The 17,842-nt window shown below is 60.9% G+C and carries 12 protein-coding genes; 9 read left to right on the forward strand and 3 right to left on the reverse strand.

Translation table 11 applies throughout. The features are described 5' to 3' along the window. Positions 1–41: 41 nt before the first annotated feature. From NXC24_RS04275 to NXC24_RS04305, 7 genes are all read left to right on the forward strand, one after another. Positions 42–1,001, forward strand: coding sequence for a glycine--tRNA ligase subunit alpha (locus NXC24_RS04275; RefSeq protein ID WP_104822174.1), 960 nt, complete (start codon positions 42–44; stop codon positions 999–1,001). A gap of 86 nt (positions 1,002–1,087) precedes the next feature. Next, positions 1,088–1,639, forward strand: coding sequence for a LemA family protein (locus NXC24_RS04280; RefSeq protein ID WP_104822175.1), 552 nt, complete (start codon positions 1,088–1,090; stop codon positions 1,637–1,639). A gap of 87 nt (positions 1,640–1,726) precedes the next feature. Next, a complete protein-coding gene (locus tag NXC24_RS04285) occupies positions 1,727–2,983 on the forward strand; it encodes a 3-phosphoshikimate 1-carboxyvinyltransferase (protein ID WP_104822176.1) in 1,257 nt (418 codons plus the stop codon). Between the two features lie 93 nt (positions 2,984–3,076). After that, the gene (locus NXC24_RS04290; RefSeq protein WP_104822177.1) at positions 3,077–4,999 is read left to right on the forward strand and encodes a DUF2207 domain-containing protein; all 1,923 of its coding nucleotides are present in this window, start codon (positions 3,077–3,079) and stop codon (positions 4,997–4,999) included. A gap of 253 nt (positions 5,000–5,252) precedes the next feature. Next, on the forward strand, positions 5,253–7,055 hold the full coding sequence (locus NXC24_RS36235; RefSeq protein ID WP_104822178.1) for a DUF2207 domain-containing protein: 1,803 nt from the start codon (positions 5,253–5,255) through the stop codon (positions 7,053–7,055). A gap of 84 nt (positions 7,056–7,139) precedes the next feature. Beyond that, positions 7,140–9,254 carry a glycine--tRNA ligase subunit beta gene (gene glyS, locus NXC24_RS04300; protein ID WP_104822179.1) on the forward strand — a complete coding sequence of 705 codons (2,115 nt, stop codon included), beginning with the start codon at positions 7,140–7,142 and terminating at the stop codon, positions 9,252–9,254. Between the two features lie 14 nt (positions 9,255–9,268). Then, complete coding sequence (locus NXC24_RS04305; RefSeq protein WP_104822180.1) at positions 9,269–9,763, forward strand: DUF523 domain-containing protein; 495 nt, start codon at positions 9,269–9,271, stop codon at positions 9,761–9,763. A 72-nt stretch (positions 9,764–9,835) separates the two neighbouring features. Here NXC24_RS04305 and NXC24_RS04310 read toward each other — a convergent pair whose 3' ends face one another. From NXC24_RS04310 to purD, 3 genes are all read right to left on the reverse strand, one after another. Then, positions 9,836–11,653: a methyl-accepting chemotaxis protein gene (locus tag NXC24_RS04310; protein ID WP_104822181.1), complete on the reverse strand. Its 1,818-nt coding sequence runs from the start codon at positions 11,651–11,653 to the stop codon at positions 9,836–9,838. A 394-nt stretch (positions 11,654–12,047) separates the two neighbouring features. Continuing rightward, positions 12,048–12,476 carry a plant virulence effector HPE1-like domain-containing protein gene (locus NXC24_RS04315; RefSeq protein WP_104822182.1) on the reverse strand — a complete coding sequence of 143 codons (429 nt, stop codon included), beginning with the start codon at positions 12,474–12,476 and terminating at the stop codon, positions 12,048–12,050. A 121-nt stretch (positions 12,477–12,597) separates the two neighbouring features. Next, on the reverse strand, positions 12,598–13,869 hold the full coding sequence (gene purD / locus NXC24_RS04320) for a phosphoribosylamine--glycine ligase (RefSeq protein ID WP_104822183.1): 1,272 nt from the start codon (positions 13,867–13,869) through the stop codon (positions 12,598–12,600). A gap of 249 nt (positions 13,870–14,118) precedes the next feature. On the opposite strand from purD, the gene NXC24_RS04325 reads away from it, so the two are divergent. Together NXC24_RS04325 and NXC24_RS04330 are read left to right on the forward strand one after the other, a co-directional pair. After that, the gene (locus tag NXC24_RS04325) at positions 14,119–16,428 is read left to right on the forward strand and encodes a Tex family protein (RefSeq protein WP_104822184.1); all 2,310 of its coding nucleotides are present in this window, start codon (positions 14,119–14,121) and stop codon (positions 16,426–16,428) included. 144 nt (positions 16,429–16,572) lie between these two features. Next, on the forward strand, positions 16,573–17,832 hold the full coding sequence (locus NXC24_RS04330; RefSeq protein WP_104822185.1) for a cyclopropane-fatty-acyl-phospholipid synthase family protein: 1,260 nt from the start codon (positions 16,573–16,575) through the stop codon (positions 17,830–17,832). Positions 17,833–17,842 lie beyond the last annotated feature (10 nt).

The raw sequence follows: 17,842 nt of genomic DNA on the forward strand, positions 1-17,842 counted from the left end.
TGTCGCGCCAACGTACACCAAGCAGATAGTAGCTGATCTCCATGACCGCGACCCCGCCCGATAACATGAATCCGAAGCGCTCGTTCCAGGCGTTGATCCTGACGCTGCACAATTATTGGGCCGACAAGGGTTGTGCGGTTCTGCAGCCCTACGACATGGAAGTCGGTGCCGGCACGTTTCATCCGGCGACTACCCTGCGCGCGCTCGGCCCGAAGCCGTGGAAAGCTGCCTATGTGCAGCCGTCGCGCCGTCCGTCCGATGGACGCTACGGCGAAAATCCCAACCGGATGCAGCACTATTACCAATATCAGGTCATCCTGAAGCCCAATCCGCCGAACCTGCAGGAGCTCTATCTCGGCTCGCTGGCGGCGATTGGTCTCGATCCGCTTCTGCATGACATCCGTTTCGTGGAAGACGATTGGGAAAGTCCGACGCTCGGTGCCTGGGGCCTCGGCTGGGAATGCTGGTGCGATGGCATGGAAGTGTCGCAGTTCACCTATTTCCAGCAGATTTGCGGGATCGAATGCGCGCCGGTTGCCGGCGAGCTGACCTATGGGCTTGAGCGTCTTGCCACTTATGTCCAGGGCGTCGACAGCGTCTACGACCTGAATTTCAACGGTCTCGAAGGTGACGAGAAGATCACCTATGGCGATGTCTTCCTGCAGGCCGAGCAGGAATACTCCCGGCATAACTTCGAATATGCCAACACGGAAATGCTGCACCGCCATTTCATCGACGCCGAGAAGGAATGCCAGGCGCTGCTCGCTGCCGGTGCGCCGGGCGACAATGCCAATCAGCTCCTGCACAAATGTGTCTTCCCGGCTTACGACCAGTGCATCAAGGCCAGCCACGTCTTCAATCTGCTCGATGCGCGCGGCGTGATCTCTGTCACCGAACGCCAGAGCTATATCCTGCGCGTCCGCACCTTGGCGAAAGCCTGTGGGGAAGCCTTCCTGCTCACGGATGCCGGCGGTGCGAACTGGGGCAAGCAGGCAGCGTAAGACATTGGCGGAATAGCGAAAGCGGATGACAACATCCGCGAAGCCGCATAGTGTACCCTCGATTGTAGTCCCAGCGGGGGTTCGCCATGTATATTATTTTGGCGGTCATCATACTGGCCGCACTTTACGCTATTTTCGTTTATAACGGCCTCGTTCGTGCCCGACAGGTGGCCGAGGAGGCGTGGTCTGGTATCGACGTGCAGTTGAAGCGCCGCGCCGATCTGATCCCCAATCTGATCGAAACCGTGAAGGGCTATGCCGCCCATGAGCGTCAGACGTTGGATGAGGTCGTGGAGCTGCGCAACAAGGCGCAGGCGGTGCCGTCGGGCGATATTGCAGCCCGCGGCCAGGTGGAAGGCCTGCTTTCACAGGCCCTTGGCCGTGTGATCGCGCTTGCCGAAGCCTATCCCGATCTGAAGGCCAACACGAATTTCCTCGAATTACAGCGCTCTCTCGAAGGTATCGAAGGCGAAATCCAGATGTCGCGGCGCTACTACAACGGTGCGGCCCGCGATCTCAACGTCAAGGTCGAGAGCTTTCCCAACAATCTGCTCGCCGGCCCCTTCGGTTTCAGCAAGCGCGCCTTCTTCGAAATCACCAACGAGGCGGATCGCGCCGTTCCGTCCGTCAAGTTCTAAAATTCCTCCTATCGGTTTTGCATTCCAGGCGGTAAAGGAAGCCGACCGCAGGCCGTTGGCCGCTTTCTGGACTGACCAAAGAGATTGATGATGGGTAGAGCCAAACTCACGATTATCCCGCCGGGCAAGCCTTTGACCGGACGTGCCATGCCTCCGGGATCGAAGTCGATCACCAACCGGGCGCTGCTGCTCGCCGGCCTCGCCAAGGGAACCAGCCGGCTGACCGGTGCGCTCAAGAGCGACGACACGCGCTATATGGCCGAAGCGCTTCGTGCCATGGGCGTGACGATCGATGAGCCCGACGACACGACTTTCATCGTCACCGGCAGCGGCAAGCTCCAGCCGCCGGCTGCACCGCTTTTCCTCGGCAATGCCGGCACGGCGACACGCTTCCTGACGGCTGCTGCTGCGTTGGTCGACGGCAAGGTTGTCGTCGATGGTGACGCCCACATGCGCAAACGACCGATCGGCCCGCTGGTCGATGCGCTCCGCTCTCTCGGTATCGATGCTTCGGCGGAAACCGGCTGCCCACCCGTGACCATCAACGGCACCGGCCGCTTCGAGGCGAGCCGTGTTGAGATCGATGGCGGCCTGTCCAGCCAATATGTCTCGGCGCTGCTGATGATGGCCGCCGGCGGCGACCGTCCGGTCGATGTCGAGCTGCTTGGCGAACATATCGGCGCTCTCGGCTATATCGATCTGACGGTTGCAGCCATGCGCGCCTTCGGCGCCAAGGTGGAGCGTGTCAGCCCGGTCGCCTGGCGCGTCGAGCCCACCGGCTATCATGCGGCCGATTTCCTGATCGAGCCGGATGCCTCCGCCGCAACCTATCTCTGGGCAGCCGAAGTGCTGAGCGGCGGCAAGATCGATCTCGGCACGCCGGCGACGGAGTTCTCGCAGCCGGATGCGCGTGCCTATGATCTGATTTCGAAGTTCCCGCATCTTCCTGCCGTCATCGACGGCTCGCAGATGCAGGACGCTATCCCGACGCTCGCCGTTCTCGCCGCCTTCAACGAGACGCCGGTGCGGTTCGTCGGCATCGAGAACCTGCGCGTCAAGGAATGCGACCGTATCCGGGCGCTGTCGAGCGGCCTGTCGCGTATCGTTCCGAATCTCGGCACGGAAGAGGGGGACGATCTTATCGTCGCTTCCGATCCAAGCCTGGTCGGTAAAGTCCTGCCGGCCGAGATCGACAGCTTCGCGGATCACCGCATCGCCATGAGCTTCGCCCTGGCCGGTCTGAAAATCGGCGGCATCACCATTCTCGACCCCGATTGCGTCGCCAAGACCTTCCCGTCCTATTGGAACGTGCTGGCTTCGCTGGGTGTTGCCTACGAAGACTGACGCTCTGCCATCTCAAGAGAGGCCTGGGCGCGGAAACATTCTTGACGCGAAGCGGCGCCGGTAACGGCGCTGCAGGTATCTCTTGGGGGAGTGATGACACGGCTTTGCGGGTTTTTCCTGGCTTTGTGCCTGCTGCTTTGCGCAACGACAGTAACGGCGGCCGAACTCATCACCAATTTCGATCAGGCAATCGCCCTGCACCGCGACGGCTCCATGCGGGTCGTCGAGACGATTTCGGTGAATGCGGAAGGCCGTGCCATCCGCCGTGGCATCTTCCGGGATTTTCCGCTGACATTCACCGATGCCAACGGTCGCGAGAACGAGGTGGATTTCAAGGTCGTTTCCGTCGAGCGCGACGGGCAGCCGGAGGATTGGCACAGCGAGCGCATCAAGGGCGGCGAGCGCATCTATATCGGCAAGGCCGACCAAAGCCTTAACCCAGGTCCGCACACGTTCCGCATCACGTATGATACCAATCGTCAGATGCGCTATTTTGACGATCATGACGAGCTTTATTGGAACGTCACCGGCAATGGCTGGCAGTTCCAGATCCTCAATGCCAAGGCGATCGTCACATTGCCCGATGGCGTGGAGCCTCAGCAGCTAGCCGTCTTCACCGGGCCGCTCGGCGCCAACGGCAAGAACGCCAGCACCAGCGCGCAGGCCAACATCGTCACCTTCGTCACGACCCGGCCGCTTGCCATAGCCGAAGGCCTGACGATCGCCATCAAGCTCGCGAAGGGGGCGATCGAGCCGCCGAGTGCCAGCCAGCAATGGGGCTGGTTCTTTCGGGATCATCTCGATACGACCATCGCCATTGGCGGGTTGATCCTGCTGTTTGCCTATTACATGCGGAGCTGGATTGCAGTCGGCCGCGACCCTCCACCCGGCGTCATGGTCCCGCGCTGGGATCCGCCCGAAGGTATTTCGCCGGCGCTGGTCAATTATATCGACAACCGGGGTTTCGTCCGCTCCGGATGGACGGCGCTGTCGGCGACGGCGATCGATCTTGCGGTGCGCGGCTATGTCATTCTCGACAACCTGAAGGAAAAAGTGGTCATCCGCCCAACCGGTAAGGCAGGCAGTGATCTCAGCGGCGGCGACAAAGTGCTCATGCAGGCCGTCGGGCCATTCTCCCCGCTTGTCATCGACAAGGAAAACGGCGAGGCGGTGCAGACACTCGGCTCGAAATTCCGTAGCGCGATCGAGCGCGACCATCGCGGTGAATATTACAAAGCGAATTCACTCTACGTCATTGCCGGCATCGCCTTGTCGATCCTGATCCTGGCTGCCATCGTCATCTTCGGGCGCCTGCATGAGAATGCCCTGCCGCTCATCATCGTGCCGGGATTGCTGTCGATTTTCGTGACGCTCTTCGCCAGTTCGATAGGTCGCAGGTTCCGCAGACGCGATGCCGGCCTCGCTCGGCGCATTCTTTCGGTCTTGATCTTCGCCTTTTTCGGCTTCGTCTTCGTATCCGTTGGCGTCAGCGGCTTTGCCGCCGCGGTCGTGCCACTATGGGAGGCGGGCTTGCTGCCGCTGGTGGCCGGCATCGTCGGCATCTTCGCCCTGAATGTTGTCTTCTTCTTCCTGATGGGCGCGCCGACGCCGCTCGGACGCAAGATGACGGATGGTATCGATGGCCTGCGGCAATATCTGACATTGGCCGAACGCGACCGGATGAACATGCAGGGCGCACCGCAGATGTCGCCGCAGCATTTCGAAAAGCTGCTGCCCTATGCAGTCGCGCTCGGCGTCGAAAAGCCCTGGTCGAGTGCCTTCGAGGCATGGCTTGCCACCGCTGCGGGCGCGGCAGCGGCAGCCTATGCGCCGGTCTGGTACTCCGGCGATTTCCACCCCGGCAATATCGGCGGAACGATCGGCGATTTCTCCTCCTCCATGGCATCCACCATCGCGTCCACGATTCCAGCACCCGTATCGAGTTCGTCCTCCGCCTTCGACGGCGGGGGAGGTGGGGGCGGCGGGTCCTCCGGCGGCGGCGGAGGCGGATGGTAGTTATCTAAAAATCGGCTTCACGGGGGTGAGCCGTCATTGTGGGGTGGGGCATGAGAATATCGTTTTCGGTCAGAAGCCTGCTCGTTGCATTTCTGTCGGTCTGTTGGTGGCACGCCGCTATAGCGGCCGAAACAATTGTCAGTTTTGATCAGACGATGACTGTCGCGTGAAACGGCGCGTTGCAGGTTGTCGAGACGATCACCGCCAACGCTGAGGGAAAAGCCATTCGGCGCGGCATTTTCGTGACTTTCCACTGGAGTTCGTTGATGCCGCCGGACGCAAAAGGCGAGTCGATTTCAGCGTGATATCCGTCGAGCGCGACGGTCAGCCGGAGGAGTGGCGTCAGGAAACGATCGACGGCGGCACGCGTATCTACATCGGACGTCCCGACAAGGATGGTAAGACTTTCTTGCTCGACCGTGGCAAGCACACATTCCGTGTCACCTATAAGACGGACCGGCAGTTCCGCTTCTTCGATGATTATGATGAGCTTTATTGGAACGTTACCGGCAATGGCTGGCAGTTTCCTATACTGCAGGCATCAGCAACGATCATCCTACCTGATGGCGTGAAGCCACAGAGGCTTGCCTATTTCACCGGCGTTGCCAATGCGACCGGCAAGAACGCAACGGCAGTTCAGCAGCCGGATAAGATTGTCTTCTCCACGACCCGTCCTCTGGCAAAAGGCGAGGGGTTGACGGTCTCGGTTATGCTGCCGAAAGGCTCTATTGTGGTGCCGGACGATGCACCGGCGCTGATTGCGGCTGCCGCGCTCGGCCTGCTTGTCCTCGTCGTATATCACCTCGTGGCCTGGCGCCGCGCCGGGCGAAAATCTTCTCCTAGAGTTCTCGTGCCGGGTTGGGACCCGCCCGAGAATGTTTCGCCTGCCGTCGCAAACTATATCGACAACAAGGGCTTCCCCAATGGCGTGGGAGCGGCGATGTCGGCCGCTCTTCTCGGCCTTGCCGTCAAGGGTTACGTAAAGCTCGATGATCTCGGCGAGAGGCTTTTGGTGCACTCCACCGGAAAGCCGTTGCCGGAAGCGCTTGATAACTCCGAATTCGTACTAATGAACGCTGTCGGACCGCGTGATCCGCTGGTGTTCGATCGCAAAAACGACGCCGAATTAAAGCGCGTCGCCTGGGCGTTTCGAAAGGTGATCGAGCGGGATCATGAGGGGCGATACTTCAAGTCCAACGCTTCGTATAGGGGAGGGAGCCTTCTATTGACGCTAGCGGCGCTTGGTGTCGTCTCGATGAGCGGCCGGGATAGCGGCGGTTTTGTAATGGCGCTAGTATTTGGCCTGTTTGCATTAACGATCGGAGGACTCACCACGTTTCTCCGCCGGCGCGGCGTCAGTCGGCAGACGCGCCTTTCCGCGATCTGGTGCCTTGTGGTCCTGTTCGGCTTTATCGCGTTGGTGTTTGTAGGCGCCATCGCGTCCGACCGGCCCGGGACGGTGCGCCCGGAAGGAATTCTGCTGGCCGGGTTGATCATGGCCATAGTCGGTGTCAATTTCGTCTTTGCTCCCTTCATCGAAACATGGACGAAGCTCGGTGCCAGGGCGATCGGGAAGATCGAGCGTTTGCGGCAGTATCTTTCTCTGGTCGATGAAGGGCGCATGGTGGTGCAGGACGATATCCGCACGTCGCCGGAGCATTTTGAGGAGCTATTGCCTTATGCGGTTGCCCTCGGCGTGGAAAAGAAGTGGTCGCAGGTGTTCGAGACGTGGATCACGAAGGCTGCCGGCGGTTCGGCGGGGCTGGAGCGGGCATCTTCCTACCAACCATCATGGTGCAGACGACACGAACACTATCACCATCACCATCATCATGGGTTGGGCTGGGTGAGCGATGTCGCCGCACTGCCGTCGGCCGTCGCGGCATTCATCCCATCCACCAGTTCCCCAACCCCGGTTTCGGCCACCGCTTCTGCCTTCTCTGGAAACGAATCGTCGGAGTCGACCAGCCGGAACGATTCTTCCGATGATCCACCGAACCAGCGCGGTGGTGCTGTCGGCGGTGGCGGAGGCGGCGGTGGCGGCGGCGGATGGTAATTTCGCCGTTTGGCGGGATGACTTTTGCCGCCGGGCTTGCTAAGTCCGCCCGGATCATTTTGCCTCAACGTAAAGACAGCTCCCATGCCCGATCTCCTTCTCGAACTCCGCTCCGAGGAAATTCCCGCCCGTATGCAGCGCAAGGCTGCCGGTGATCTGAAGAAGCTCGTCACCGACGCGCTGGTCGAAGCGGGTCTTTCCTATGAGGGTGCGCGCGAATATTGGACACCGCGGCGCCTGACGCTCGACATTCGCGGCTTGACGGCACGCTCCGCCGATGTGCGCGAGGAGCGCAAGGGTCCGCGCACCGACGCCAATGAAAAAGCGATCGAAGGCTTTTTGCGCGGCGCCGGCTTGTCTTCCGTGTCGGAAGCGCAAGTGCAGAGCGATCCGAAGAAGGGCGATTTCTACGTCGCGGTCATTTCCAAGCCCGGCCGCGCCGCCGAGGAAATCATTGCCGACGTCATGCCTGGGATCATCAAGGATTTTCCCTGGCCGAAATCCATGCGCTGGGGCAAGGCGTCGGCCAAGCCCGGCTCGCTGCGCTGGGTGCGCCCGCTGCAGTCGATCGTCTGCTTGTTCGGCACTGAGCACGAGGAGACCGCCGTCATTCCCTTCGAGATCGACGGCATCGTCGCTTCGAACGTGACTTATGGTCACCGTTTCCATGCGCCGCAGGCAATCATCGTCAAGCGCTTCGATGACTATGTGGCGAGCCTGGAGAGGGCGAAGGTCATTCTCGACGCCGAGCGCCGCAAGGACATCATCCTGCACGATGCCCGCGACGTCGCCTTTGCCAACGGCCTGGAACTGGTCGAGGACGAGGGCTTGCTCGAAGAGGTCTCTGGCCTGGTGGAGTGGCCGCAGGTGCTGATGGGCTCCTTCGAAGAGGATTACCTGTCGATCCCCTCGGAAATCATCCGGTTGACGATCAAGACCAATCAGAAATGCTTCGTCACTCGTCCGCAGGCCGGTGAGACGCTCTCCAACCGCTTCATTCTCGTGTCCAATATCCAGGCGACGGATGGCGGCAAGGAGATCATTCACGGCAACGGCAAGGTCGTGCGCGCCCGTCTTTCCGATGCGCTGCATTTCTGGAAGCGCGACCAGGGCGATTTGCCGGACCTTGAAACGCTGGAAGCCTCTGCCCAAAAATTCGGCCTCGACCTGAAGAAGCCGCTCGATCAGCGCATGGCGAAGCTCGATGCGCTGAACGTCACTTTCCATGCCAAGCTCGGCAGCCAGGGCGAGCGTGTCGCCCGCATCCGCGTGCTTGCGGCTGAACTCGCCAAGATCACCGGCGCCGATCCGGCCAAGGTCGACCGCGCCGCAGTTCTCGCCAAGGCTGACCTGCGCAGCGAAGCCGTCGGCGAATTCCCGGAGCTTCAGGGCCTCATGGGCCGCAAATATGCGGTGCTGCAGGGCGAAGACGCTTCCGTCGCCGCTGCGATCGAGGATCACTACAAGCCGCAAGGCCCATCCGACCGCGTGCCGGAAGACAAGGTGGCGATCACGGTCGCGCTGGCCGACAAGCTGGACACGCTGATCGGCTTCTGGGCGATCGATGAGAAGCCTACAGGCTCTAAGGACCCTTTCGCGCTGCGCCGCGCGGCTTTGGGCGTGGTGAGAATTCTTCTGGAGCGCAAGGTTCGGCTGCCGCTGCTGGCGACGACAAAAGACATCGATCTTCTCGCCTTCTTCCACGATCGCCTGAAGGTCTATCTCCGCGATCAGGGCGCCCGCTACGACCTTATCGACTCGGTGCTGACGCCGGAAGCCGACGACCTCCTGATGGTCGCCCGTCGTGTCGAGGCGCTGACCGCCTTCATCACCTCGGAAGACGGTAAGAACCTCCTCGCCGGCACCAAGCGCGCCACGCAGCTCCTCGCAGCCGAGGAGAAAAAGGGCACCGTCGTTGCCGACGGCGTTTCGGAAGCGTTGCTGAAGCTCGATGCCGAAAAGGACCTTTTCGCCGCCATCAAGGCAGCCTCCGCCGAAGCCTCCGACGCGATCGCCAAGGAAGATTTCCGCTCGGCCATGTCAGCCCTCTCCAAGCTGCGCGCGCCCGTCGACCGCTTCTTCGAAGATGTTCTCGTCAACGATGAAGATGCCGCCATCCGCGCCAATCGCCTGGCGCTGCTGCGCCTGATCCGCGAGGCGACGGGAACGGTGGCCGACTTCTCGAAGATCGCGGGATAAAGCATGGAGGCGCGATGACCGGAAAGATCCTCGTTAGCGCCTGCCTCATGGGCCATGCCGTCCGTTACGACGGCCGTTCCAAGCCGCTCGTGCATCCGGCCATCGAGCGTTGGCGCGAGGAGGGGCGGCTGGTGACGATCTGTCCGGAAATGTCCGCCGGCATGGTCGTGCCGCGACCGCCGGCCGAAATTGCCGATGGTGCGACCGGCGAGGATGTGCTTGCCGGCGCTGCACGCGTGATGGAGATCACCGGCGGCGATGTCACGGCGGAATTTCGTCAGGCGGCCGAAAATGCTCTGGCGCTCGCACAAGAAACCGGCTGCCGCTACGCTCTCCTGATCGACGGAAGCCCGTCCTGCGGCTCAGGCTTCATCTATGATGGCACCTTCTCCGGCGGCCGGCATGCGGGCAATGGCGTTACGGCTGCGCTACTGAAGCAAGCCGGTATCGAGGTTTATTCCGGCGGTGAGATTGACCGTCTGATCGAGCGGCTTGCTGCGGCCGACTGAAGCCTTCGACATCCCCATAAGAAAAACCGCCGGGTTTGTGCCCGGCGGTTCATGATGCTGTTACGTTATAGTTTAAGCGGCGCGGCGGTTTTGTTGTGCCAGCGGCCGGCCGTCGTTGACGCGGAAGCCGCGGATGAGGCCGAGCAGATCCTCGGTGTCGGCGGCGAGCGTTTCGGCCGATGCCGTCGTTTCTTCCGCCATGGCGGCGTTCTGCTGAGTGGCGGCATCGAGCTGGTTCATAGAAGACGAGATCGAGCGTAGCGTCGTATCCTGCTCGGAGGCGCTGTGGGCGATCTTCGAGACGATCTCGTTGGCGGCCTTGATCTGGTCGGAGATGCGTTTCAGCGCTTCGCCGGCCTCGCCGACAAGGCGGACACCCTGGTCGACCTGGCCGGAAGAGCGGGCGATCTGGTCCTTGATCTCCTTGGCGGCAGCGGCGGAGCGCTGCGCCAGTTCGCGCACTTCCTGGGCGACGACGGCAAAGCCCTTGCCGGATTCACCAGCGCGGGCCGCCTCGACGCCGGCATTCAGCGCCAGAAGGTTGGTCTGGAAGGCGATCTCGTCGATGACGCCGATGATCTTGCTGATCTCTTCGGATGATTTTTCGATACCGCTCATGGCATCGATCGCCTGGGCGACGACGGCGTCGCTGCGCGATGCCTCGGTCGAGACGGCATGCACGCGTTTGCTGGCCTCATGCGCGCCCTCGGCAGTCTGGCGCACGGCAACGGTAAGCTCGTCAAGGGCAGCCGAGGTTTCTTCCAGGCTGGCGGCCTGGCGTTCGGTGCGCTGCGAAAGCTCGTTGGAGGCGCGGCGGATCTCTTCCTTGCTGACGCCGATGTCGTTGCCCTTGGCATTGACGCGGCCCATGGCGGCTTCCAAATGCGACAGCGCCTCGTTGAAGTTGTTGCGCAGGCCGGCATAGCCGATGCCGATATCACCGCAGCGCACGGTCAGATCGCCCTGGGCAAGCTCTTCGAGCGCCCTGCCGATGGTGGCGACGACGCGGGCCTGTTCCTGGGCCTCGTCCTGCTGCTGGCGAAGGTTCTGTTCGCGCTCACTGCTGATTTCCAGCTCCTGCGCGGCCTGACGATCCGCCAGGGCGTGACGTTCGCGGACCTTCTCCTGCAGCGACCGGGTCGCCTGCGCCATCAGGCCGATTTCGTTGCGCATCTCGGCGTGAGGAATGATGATTTTCACGTCATCATCAGCCACGGCCTTGAGAGCGGTATGGACATCGGCCAATGGCTTGGTGATGCCGCGAATGAAGTAGAACGCAGCACCAATGCCGACGAGAAAGACGATGCCGCAGATCAGCAGCGCGCGCCACATTGCCGCGTGGATCTGGCCTTCGAGGTCGTCCATATAGACGCCGCAGCCGAGAACGATCTGCCATGGTGCAAAGGCGGCGGAATAGCTGCCCTTCAGGAAAAGCTCGCTGTCAGGATGACCGGGCTTGACCCAGTAATAAACGGTGCGGCCGCCGCCCTTGATGCCCTTTTCGACCATTTCCTTGCTGAAATGCGTGCCGTTCTTGTCGACCTGGCCGGACATATCCTTGCCGACATTGGCTGGGTTGGGATGAAAGCGCATAGTGGCGCTGTAGTCGAAGCCGAAGAGATAGCCCGCCGGTTGGAAGCTGACATGCGAGAGGAGCTTGAAGGCTTCGGCCTGGGCGGCCTCATGTGTCATCTCACCGGATTTTTCGCGCTGATAATATTGATTCAGAACCGAAATGCCGGACTCGACCTGCGTGCGGAGCATATCGAAACGGTCGTCATAGATCGAGTCCGCCTGCGACCGGATCTCGAAATAGGTCGCCACGGCAAAAGCTGCCATAAGCACGCCCAGAAGGGCGAAGAGTTGATGGGCGATCTTGAGATTCTTCATAATGCCTCGCAACAGGGTAGGATGAATACCGGCGCGGTATCCTACCGCCTGTGCGATCGCCTGGGAGAAACCCCAATACGCTTGCCGCTGCTCGAAATGACATGCTGCTGTCCGGTGCAAGCAAAGTGGCGCTTTATATCTAATAAAGATTTAATCAAAACAGCGTGATCGGAAATTAAAAAACTCTCGAGGTAAACTTTGTTGCCTCGCAATAAATAATACTAGGCTCGCTTTCAAGACTATCCGGAGCGGACGGGAAAAATTCTGTAGTTTGCTATGCAAAACAAATGCGCCCCTGCTTCTCTTCAGGGGCGCATTGGTCCGCCTTGCGGCAGACCCCGTCGACCGAAACTTTGGCCGGGGCGGGGCAGGGAACGGGGTCGAACAGCTATTGTTACTGGCGAAGTTCAAAGCCGGAGAGATCGAGTGGCGGGGGTGTCTTCGCTTTGGCGGATTGGGGCAAAGCAGCGGTTTTTGCGGTGAGGTCGATGCCGTCGATCGGAACATTGGCGGCCGCCAGCGCCTCGGGCGTCGGTTTCGAAATGAAGACGACCGGTGAGCCGCCCATCCAGGCCTCGGTGCGCACCACCTTCCTCTGGCCATCGATGTCGCGCACGACGACGGACTGCGTGCCCGGCGCCAGGTCCGGCACCACATAGTCCTTCTTGACCATTGGCGGCTTGATCGCCGGGCAATCTGCGCAGACCCTGTCGATGATGCTATCGCCGCCGGTTTCCGTCTTGCTGTCGATGGGCTGGATCGACGAAGCCATGGCCGAGCCGGCGGCCAGCACACATGCCAAAGTCAGGAAAAAGGGACGCATAACAAAACCACTCCGTCTTACATGTTGGAGAGATTAGCGTCCCTTTGTTTCCATCCTGTCAGGAGATTCGATAAAAGTTTAGCGGAACCGCAGAAATCGGCACAGGCTGGCGGTTTTCGCCTCAAATATTTTCGCGTTCGATCGCGCGCCAGCCAATGTCGCTGCGGTTAAAACCATTCTCCCATTGCACCTCGCCAGCAAGGGCATAGGCGCGCTTTTGCGCGTCGCTGACGGAGTTGCCGGTCGCTGTGATGTTCAGCACCCGACCGCCGGTCGCGACCAGCGCGCCATCCTTCAGCGCTGTGCCGGCATGGAACACCTTGGCGCCTTCGCTGTCGGCGGGCAGGGCAGCTATCGGCGTATTCTTCGCGTAGGAGCCGGGATAGCCTTTCGAGGCCATGACAACGGTCAGCGCCACATCGTCGCTCCACTCGGCGCTGACCTGATCCAGCGTGCCGTTGGCGCAGGCGAGAAGCAGCGGCAGCAGATCGCTCTTCAGCCGCATCATCAGCACCTGACACTCCGGATCGCCGAAGCGAACGTTGTATTCGATCAATTCCGGCCCCTTGGCGGTAATCATCAGCCCGGCGAAGAAGACGCCGGAGAAGGGATGGCCGCTTTCCGCCATGCCGCGGATCGTCGGTTCGATGATTTCCTTCATCGTGCGCTCGACCATTTCCGATGTCATGACCGGAGCGGGGGAATAGGCGCCCATGCCGCCGGTATTCGGGCCGGTATCGCCGTCGCCGACGCGCTTGTGGTCCTGGGCGGTAGCAAGAGCCAGCGCATGCTTGCCGTCGCAAAGGCAGAAGAAGCTCGCCTCCTCGCCGTCGAGATAGGCTTCGATCACGACCTCGGCTCCGGCCGCGCCGAATGCGCCTTCGAAGCAGTCGTCAATCGCGGCGAGCGCTTCCTCGACCGTCATGGCAACGGTGACACCCTTGCCGGCGGCGAGCCCATCTGCCTTGACGACGATCGGCGCGCCCTGCGCACGAATATAGGCTTTCGCCTTTGGCGCATTGTTGAAACGCTGATAGGCGCCGGTCGGGATATCGTAGCGGGCGCAGATATCCTTGGTGAACCCCTTGGAGCCTTCCAACTGCGCGGCTGCGGCGGATGGACCGAACACGGCGATGCCTTCTGCGTGCAAGCGGTCGGCAAGCCCGGCAACCAGCGGCGCTTCCGGGCCGACGACGACGAAGTCGATGGCTTTTTCCTTACAGAAGGCGACGATCGCACCATGGGCTTCGATATCGATGGCGGCAAGTGTGGCATGGTCGGCAATGCCGGGATTGCCCGGCGCGGCGTAGAATTCCGTCATCAGCGGCGATTGCGCCAGTTTCCAGGCGAGCGCATGCTCGCGTCCGCCCGATCCGATCAACAGAACTTTCATGGCTTGCCCTTTTCTTGCGTCCATTTGCGCGGTTAAGGGCCGCTGGACCAAAGGTCAAGCGGCAAATCCTGTGGAGGCGCAGGCTACAACATTGCAACGCCTTTTTATGTCGCTAATGCGAGACGTCGGTTTTCGAATCGTCGGTCCGCTTTCGTTGCTTGGATCGGCACTATCTGATCCGAAAACCGCTTCGTACTTTTCGGGATCATGCTTATGGTCTCCTCACCCTTGTTCAGTTCAGAGAATCCTATGGCCGCCGACATCCGCTCCCTTGCCGCAACCATCGCCACTGAAATCAATTCGCGTGCGGATCAGGCCAAGGCCGCGATCGAGCTTCTCGACGAAGGCGCCACGGTGCCCTTTATTGCTCGCTATCGCAAGGAGGTGACTGGCGGTCTTGATGACGGTCAGTTGCGCACGCTGGCGGAGCGCCTCGTCTATCTGCGCGAGCTGGAAGCCCGCCGGGCGGCTATCGTCGAGTCGATTACCGGTCAGGGCAAGATGACCGACGAGCTGATGCGCAAGATCGCCGTGGTCGCCACCAAGGCTGAGTTGGAAGATCTTTATCTGCCCTATAAGCCTAAGCGCCGCACCCGTGCCGAAATCGCCAGGGAGCGCGGCCTTGGCCCACTTGCCGATACCATTGTTGCCGATCGCTCCAGGGAGCCGGCTTCCCTTGCCGAGGGTTTCATCACCGCTGACGTACCCGACGTGAAGACGGCGCTCGAAGGGGCGCGCGACATCATCGCCGAAGGCATTGCCGAAAATGCCGATCTGCTCGGCAAGCTGCGCACCTATATGAAAACGAATGCATTGCTGAAAGCGAGGGTCGTTGACGGCAAGCAGGAGGCGGGTGCGAAATTCGCCGATTATTTCGATCATCAGGAACGTTGGGCAACCGCTCCCGGCCATCGCGCGCTTGCCATGCTGCGCGGCTGGAATGAGGAGATGCTGACGCTGACCATCGAGGTCGACGTCGATGCGGTCTCGCCGAACAAGCCGGTAGAGCGGATGATCGCGACGGCTTATGAGATCGGCACGAGCAAGCCCGGCGACCGCTGGCTGATGGAGGTGGCAAGCTGGACCTGGCGGGTCAAGCTCTCCATGTCGCTGTCGCTCGACCTGATGCGAGAGCTGCGTGAACGCGCCGAAGAGGAGGCCATCCACGTCTTCGCCCGCAATCTGAAGGATCTTTTGCTCGCGGCTCCGGCCGGATCGCGTGCGACCATGGGCCTCGATCCCGGCATCCGCACCGGCGTCAAGGTTGCCGTGGTCGACGGCACGGGCAAGCTGCTGGAAACGACGACGGTCTATCCCTTCCCGCCAAAAAACGATGTGCGCGGCACGCAGGCGACGTTGGCTGCGCTCGTGCGCAAGCACCAGGTCGAGCTGATCGCAATCGGCAACGGCACTGGCAGCCGCGAGACGGAGAAACTGGTGGCTGACATGCTGGCGGATCTGCCGGCACCGAAACCGACCAAGGTGATTGTTTCGGAGGCAGGCGCTTCCGTCTATTCGGCTTCCGAAACGGCGGCGCTGGAGTTTCCCGGTCTCGACGTATCGCTGCGCGGCGCCGTCTCCATCGCCCGCCGTCTTCAGGATCCGCTGGCCGAACTCGTCAAGATCGAGCCGAAATCGATCGGCGTCGGCCAGTATCAGCACGATGTCGACCAGCAGAAGCTGTCGCGCTCGCTCGATGCCGTCGTCGAAGATGCGGTGAACGCGGTCGGTGTCGATCTCAACACGGCCTCCGCGCCACTGCTCTCCCGCGTCTCGGGTCTAGGCCCGTCCATTGCCGACGCGATCGTCAAGCATCGCGACGGGGAGGGACGTTTCGAGACCCGCCGCGACCTCCTGAAGGTCGCACGTCTCGGCCAGCGCACCTTCGAGCAATGCGCTGGCTTCCTGCGCATTCCCGATGGCAAGGAGCCGCTCGACGCCTCATCGGTGCATCCGGAAGCCTATGGCGTGGCGAAGCGGATCGTGGCGGCATGCGGCCGTGATCTGCGCAATCTGATGGGTGATGCTGCTGCGCTGAAGGCGGTCGATCCGCGCCAGTTCATCGACGAAAAATTCGGTTTGCCGACAGTGCGCGACATTATCGCGGAACTGGAAAAGCCCGGCCGCGATCCGCGCCCGAGCTTCAAAACGGCGACCTTCGCCGAGGGGGTCAACGAGATAGGCGATCTCAAGCCCGGCATGCTGCTGGAGGGCACAGTAACCAACGTCGCCGCCTTCGGCGCCTTTGTCGATATCGGTGTCCACCAGGATGGCCTTGTCCACGTCTCGCAGCTCGCCGACCGTTTCGTCAAGGACCCACATGAAGTGGTCAAGGCCGGCGACGTCGTAAAAGTGAAAGTTGTGGAGGTAGACGTCAAGCGCAAACGAATCGGCCTCTCCATGCGCAAGGATGGCAGCACTGCGGCTGCGGCGCCTCAGCATCAATTGCGCGAAAAAAGTGGGGGGCACAACGCTGGCGGTAGGCGTGATAGCGGCCCGAAGCCGGAGCAGCACGGCAGCTTCGGTGCCGCTCTGGCGGATGCACTCAAGCGAAAATAAGGGCTTAGCGAGACTCAGTGCAAGAATGTCACACTCTGGCAGAGTGTTGCCGGAGTGCCAACGAGTGCGAAAAGGTGCGCTTGCCACATTGATGTGACGCGTTAAAGTCCGTGCTAATGTCATGTCATCATAGGCGAGGCGTCCATGGCGTCGGCACTCTTCTCGATTGTTAAAAAAATCGTCCGTAAAGGCTCCCTGAGACTTACGCTCGCATCCGGCGAGACGCATATGATCGGGGATGGGTCCGGCGAGACGGTTGCCGTCCGCGTCGCCGACCAACAGGCTGAGGACGCGATTGCCCGCGATCCGACCTTGAAGCTCGGCGAAATGTACATGGAAGGCCGCTTCATTCTGGAGCAAGGGGATATCTATGAATTCCTCTCGCTGGTGAAGCAGAATACGACCAACGAAATCTTTGATCTGCGCATGGCGGCGCTCTTGATCGGTCGCATTGCCTGGCAGCAGATCAAAAGCCGCTCGCCGATCAATCGCAACAGATACAATGTTGCGCATCACTATGATCTGTCGGCCAAGCTGTTTGATCTTTTCCTCGATGAGGACTGGCAATATTCCTGCGCCTATTTCGTGCCGCCTGGCATCAGCCTGGACGAAGCCCAAGTGGCCAAGAAGCGCCATATCGCCGCCAAGCTGCTGGTCGAACCAGGGCAGCGCGTTCTGGAGATTGGCTCCGGCTGGGGCGGCATGGGTATGTATCTAGCCGAAGCCAATCCGGGCCTCGATTTCACCGGGATCACGCTCAGCGAAGAGCAGCTCAAAGTTTCGCGCGATCGTGCCGCCAAGCGCGGCCTGTCCGACCGCATGCGGTTCGAGCTTCAGGACTACCGTTATATGACCGGCAGGAAATTCGACCGCATCGTCTCGGTCGGCATGTTCGAGCATGTCGGCATCGGCGACTATGGCAAGTTCTTCCGCAAGGTCCACGAATTGCTCGACGACAACGGCGTCATGGTGCTGCACTCCATCGCCCGTCCAAAGCCGAGTTTTGGAACGAACGCCTTCATCGAGAAGTATATTTTCCCTGGCGGCTATATTCCATCCGTCGGAGAGACCGTGGCACCGCTGGAAAAGGCCGGGTTGCTGGTCAAGGATGTCGAAATCCTGCCGATGCATTATGCCCATACGCTGCGGCATTGGCGCAATCGCTTCGTGGCGCGCAAGGCCGAGGCTGTCGCGCTCTATGACGAGAAGTTCTTCCGCATGTGGGAATTCTATCTGGCCGGCTCGGAAATGGGCTTCCGCTGGGATGAACTCTTCATCATGCAGATCCAGATTGCAAAGAACCAGTTCGCTGTTCCTGATAACCGCAACTACATTGCCGAGCGGGAAGCGAAGCTCAGGCTATTTGAGGCAACCCGTGCGCCGCTGGAAAAGGTGACGTTCTAAATATCGCCGT

The organism is Rhizobium sp. NXC24 (assembly GCF_002944315.1).
Classification (GTDB): Bacteria; Pseudomonadota; Alphaproteobacteria; order Rhizobiales; family Rhizobiaceae; genus Rhizobium.

Bases quoted from the DNA above. Each gene is read 5' to 3' on its own strand.
- NXC24_RS04275 (WP_104822174.1), top strand. From the start codon at position 42: ATGACCGCGACCCCGCCCGATAACATGAATCCGAAGCGCTCGTTCCAG.
- NXC24_RS04280 (WP_104822175.1), top strand. From the start codon at position 1,088: ATGTATATTATTTTGGCGGTCATCATACTGGCCGCACTTTACGCTATT.
- NXC24_RS04285 (WP_104822176.1), top strand. From the start codon at position 1,727: ATGATGGGTAGAGCCAAACTCACGATTATCCCGCCGGGCAAGCCTTTG.
- NXC24_RS04290 (WP_104822177.1), top strand. From the start codon at position 3,077: ATGACACGGCTTTGCGGGTTTTTCCTGGCTTTGTGCCTGCTGCTTTGC.
- glyS (WP_104822179.1), top strand. From the start codon at position 7,140: ATGCCCGATCTCCTTCTCGAACTCCGCTCCGAGGAAATTCCCGCCCGT.
- NXC24_RS04305 (WP_104822180.1), top strand. From the start codon at position 9,269: ATGACCGGAAAGATCCTCGTTAGCGCCTGCCTCATGGGCCATGCCGTC.
- NXC24_RS04310 (WP_104822181.1), bottom strand. From the start codon at position 11,653: ATGAAGAATCTCAAGATCGCCCATCAACTCTTCGCCCTTCTGGGCGTG.
- NXC24_RS04315 (WP_104822182.1), bottom strand. From the start codon at position 12,476: ATGCGTCCCTTTTTCCTGACTTTGGCATGTGTGCTGGCCGCCGGCTCG.
- purD (WP_104822183.1), bottom strand. From the start codon at position 13,869: ATGAAAGTTCTGTTGATCGGATCGGGCGGACGCGAGCATGCGCTCGCC.
- NXC24_RS04325 (WP_104822184.1), top strand. From the start codon at position 14,119: ATGGCCGCCGACATCCGCTCCCTTGCCGCAACCATCGCCACTGAAATC.
- NXC24_RS04330 (WP_104822185.1), top strand. From the start codon at position 16,573: ATGGCGTCGGCACTCTTCTCGATTGTTAAAAAAATCGTCCGTAAAGGC.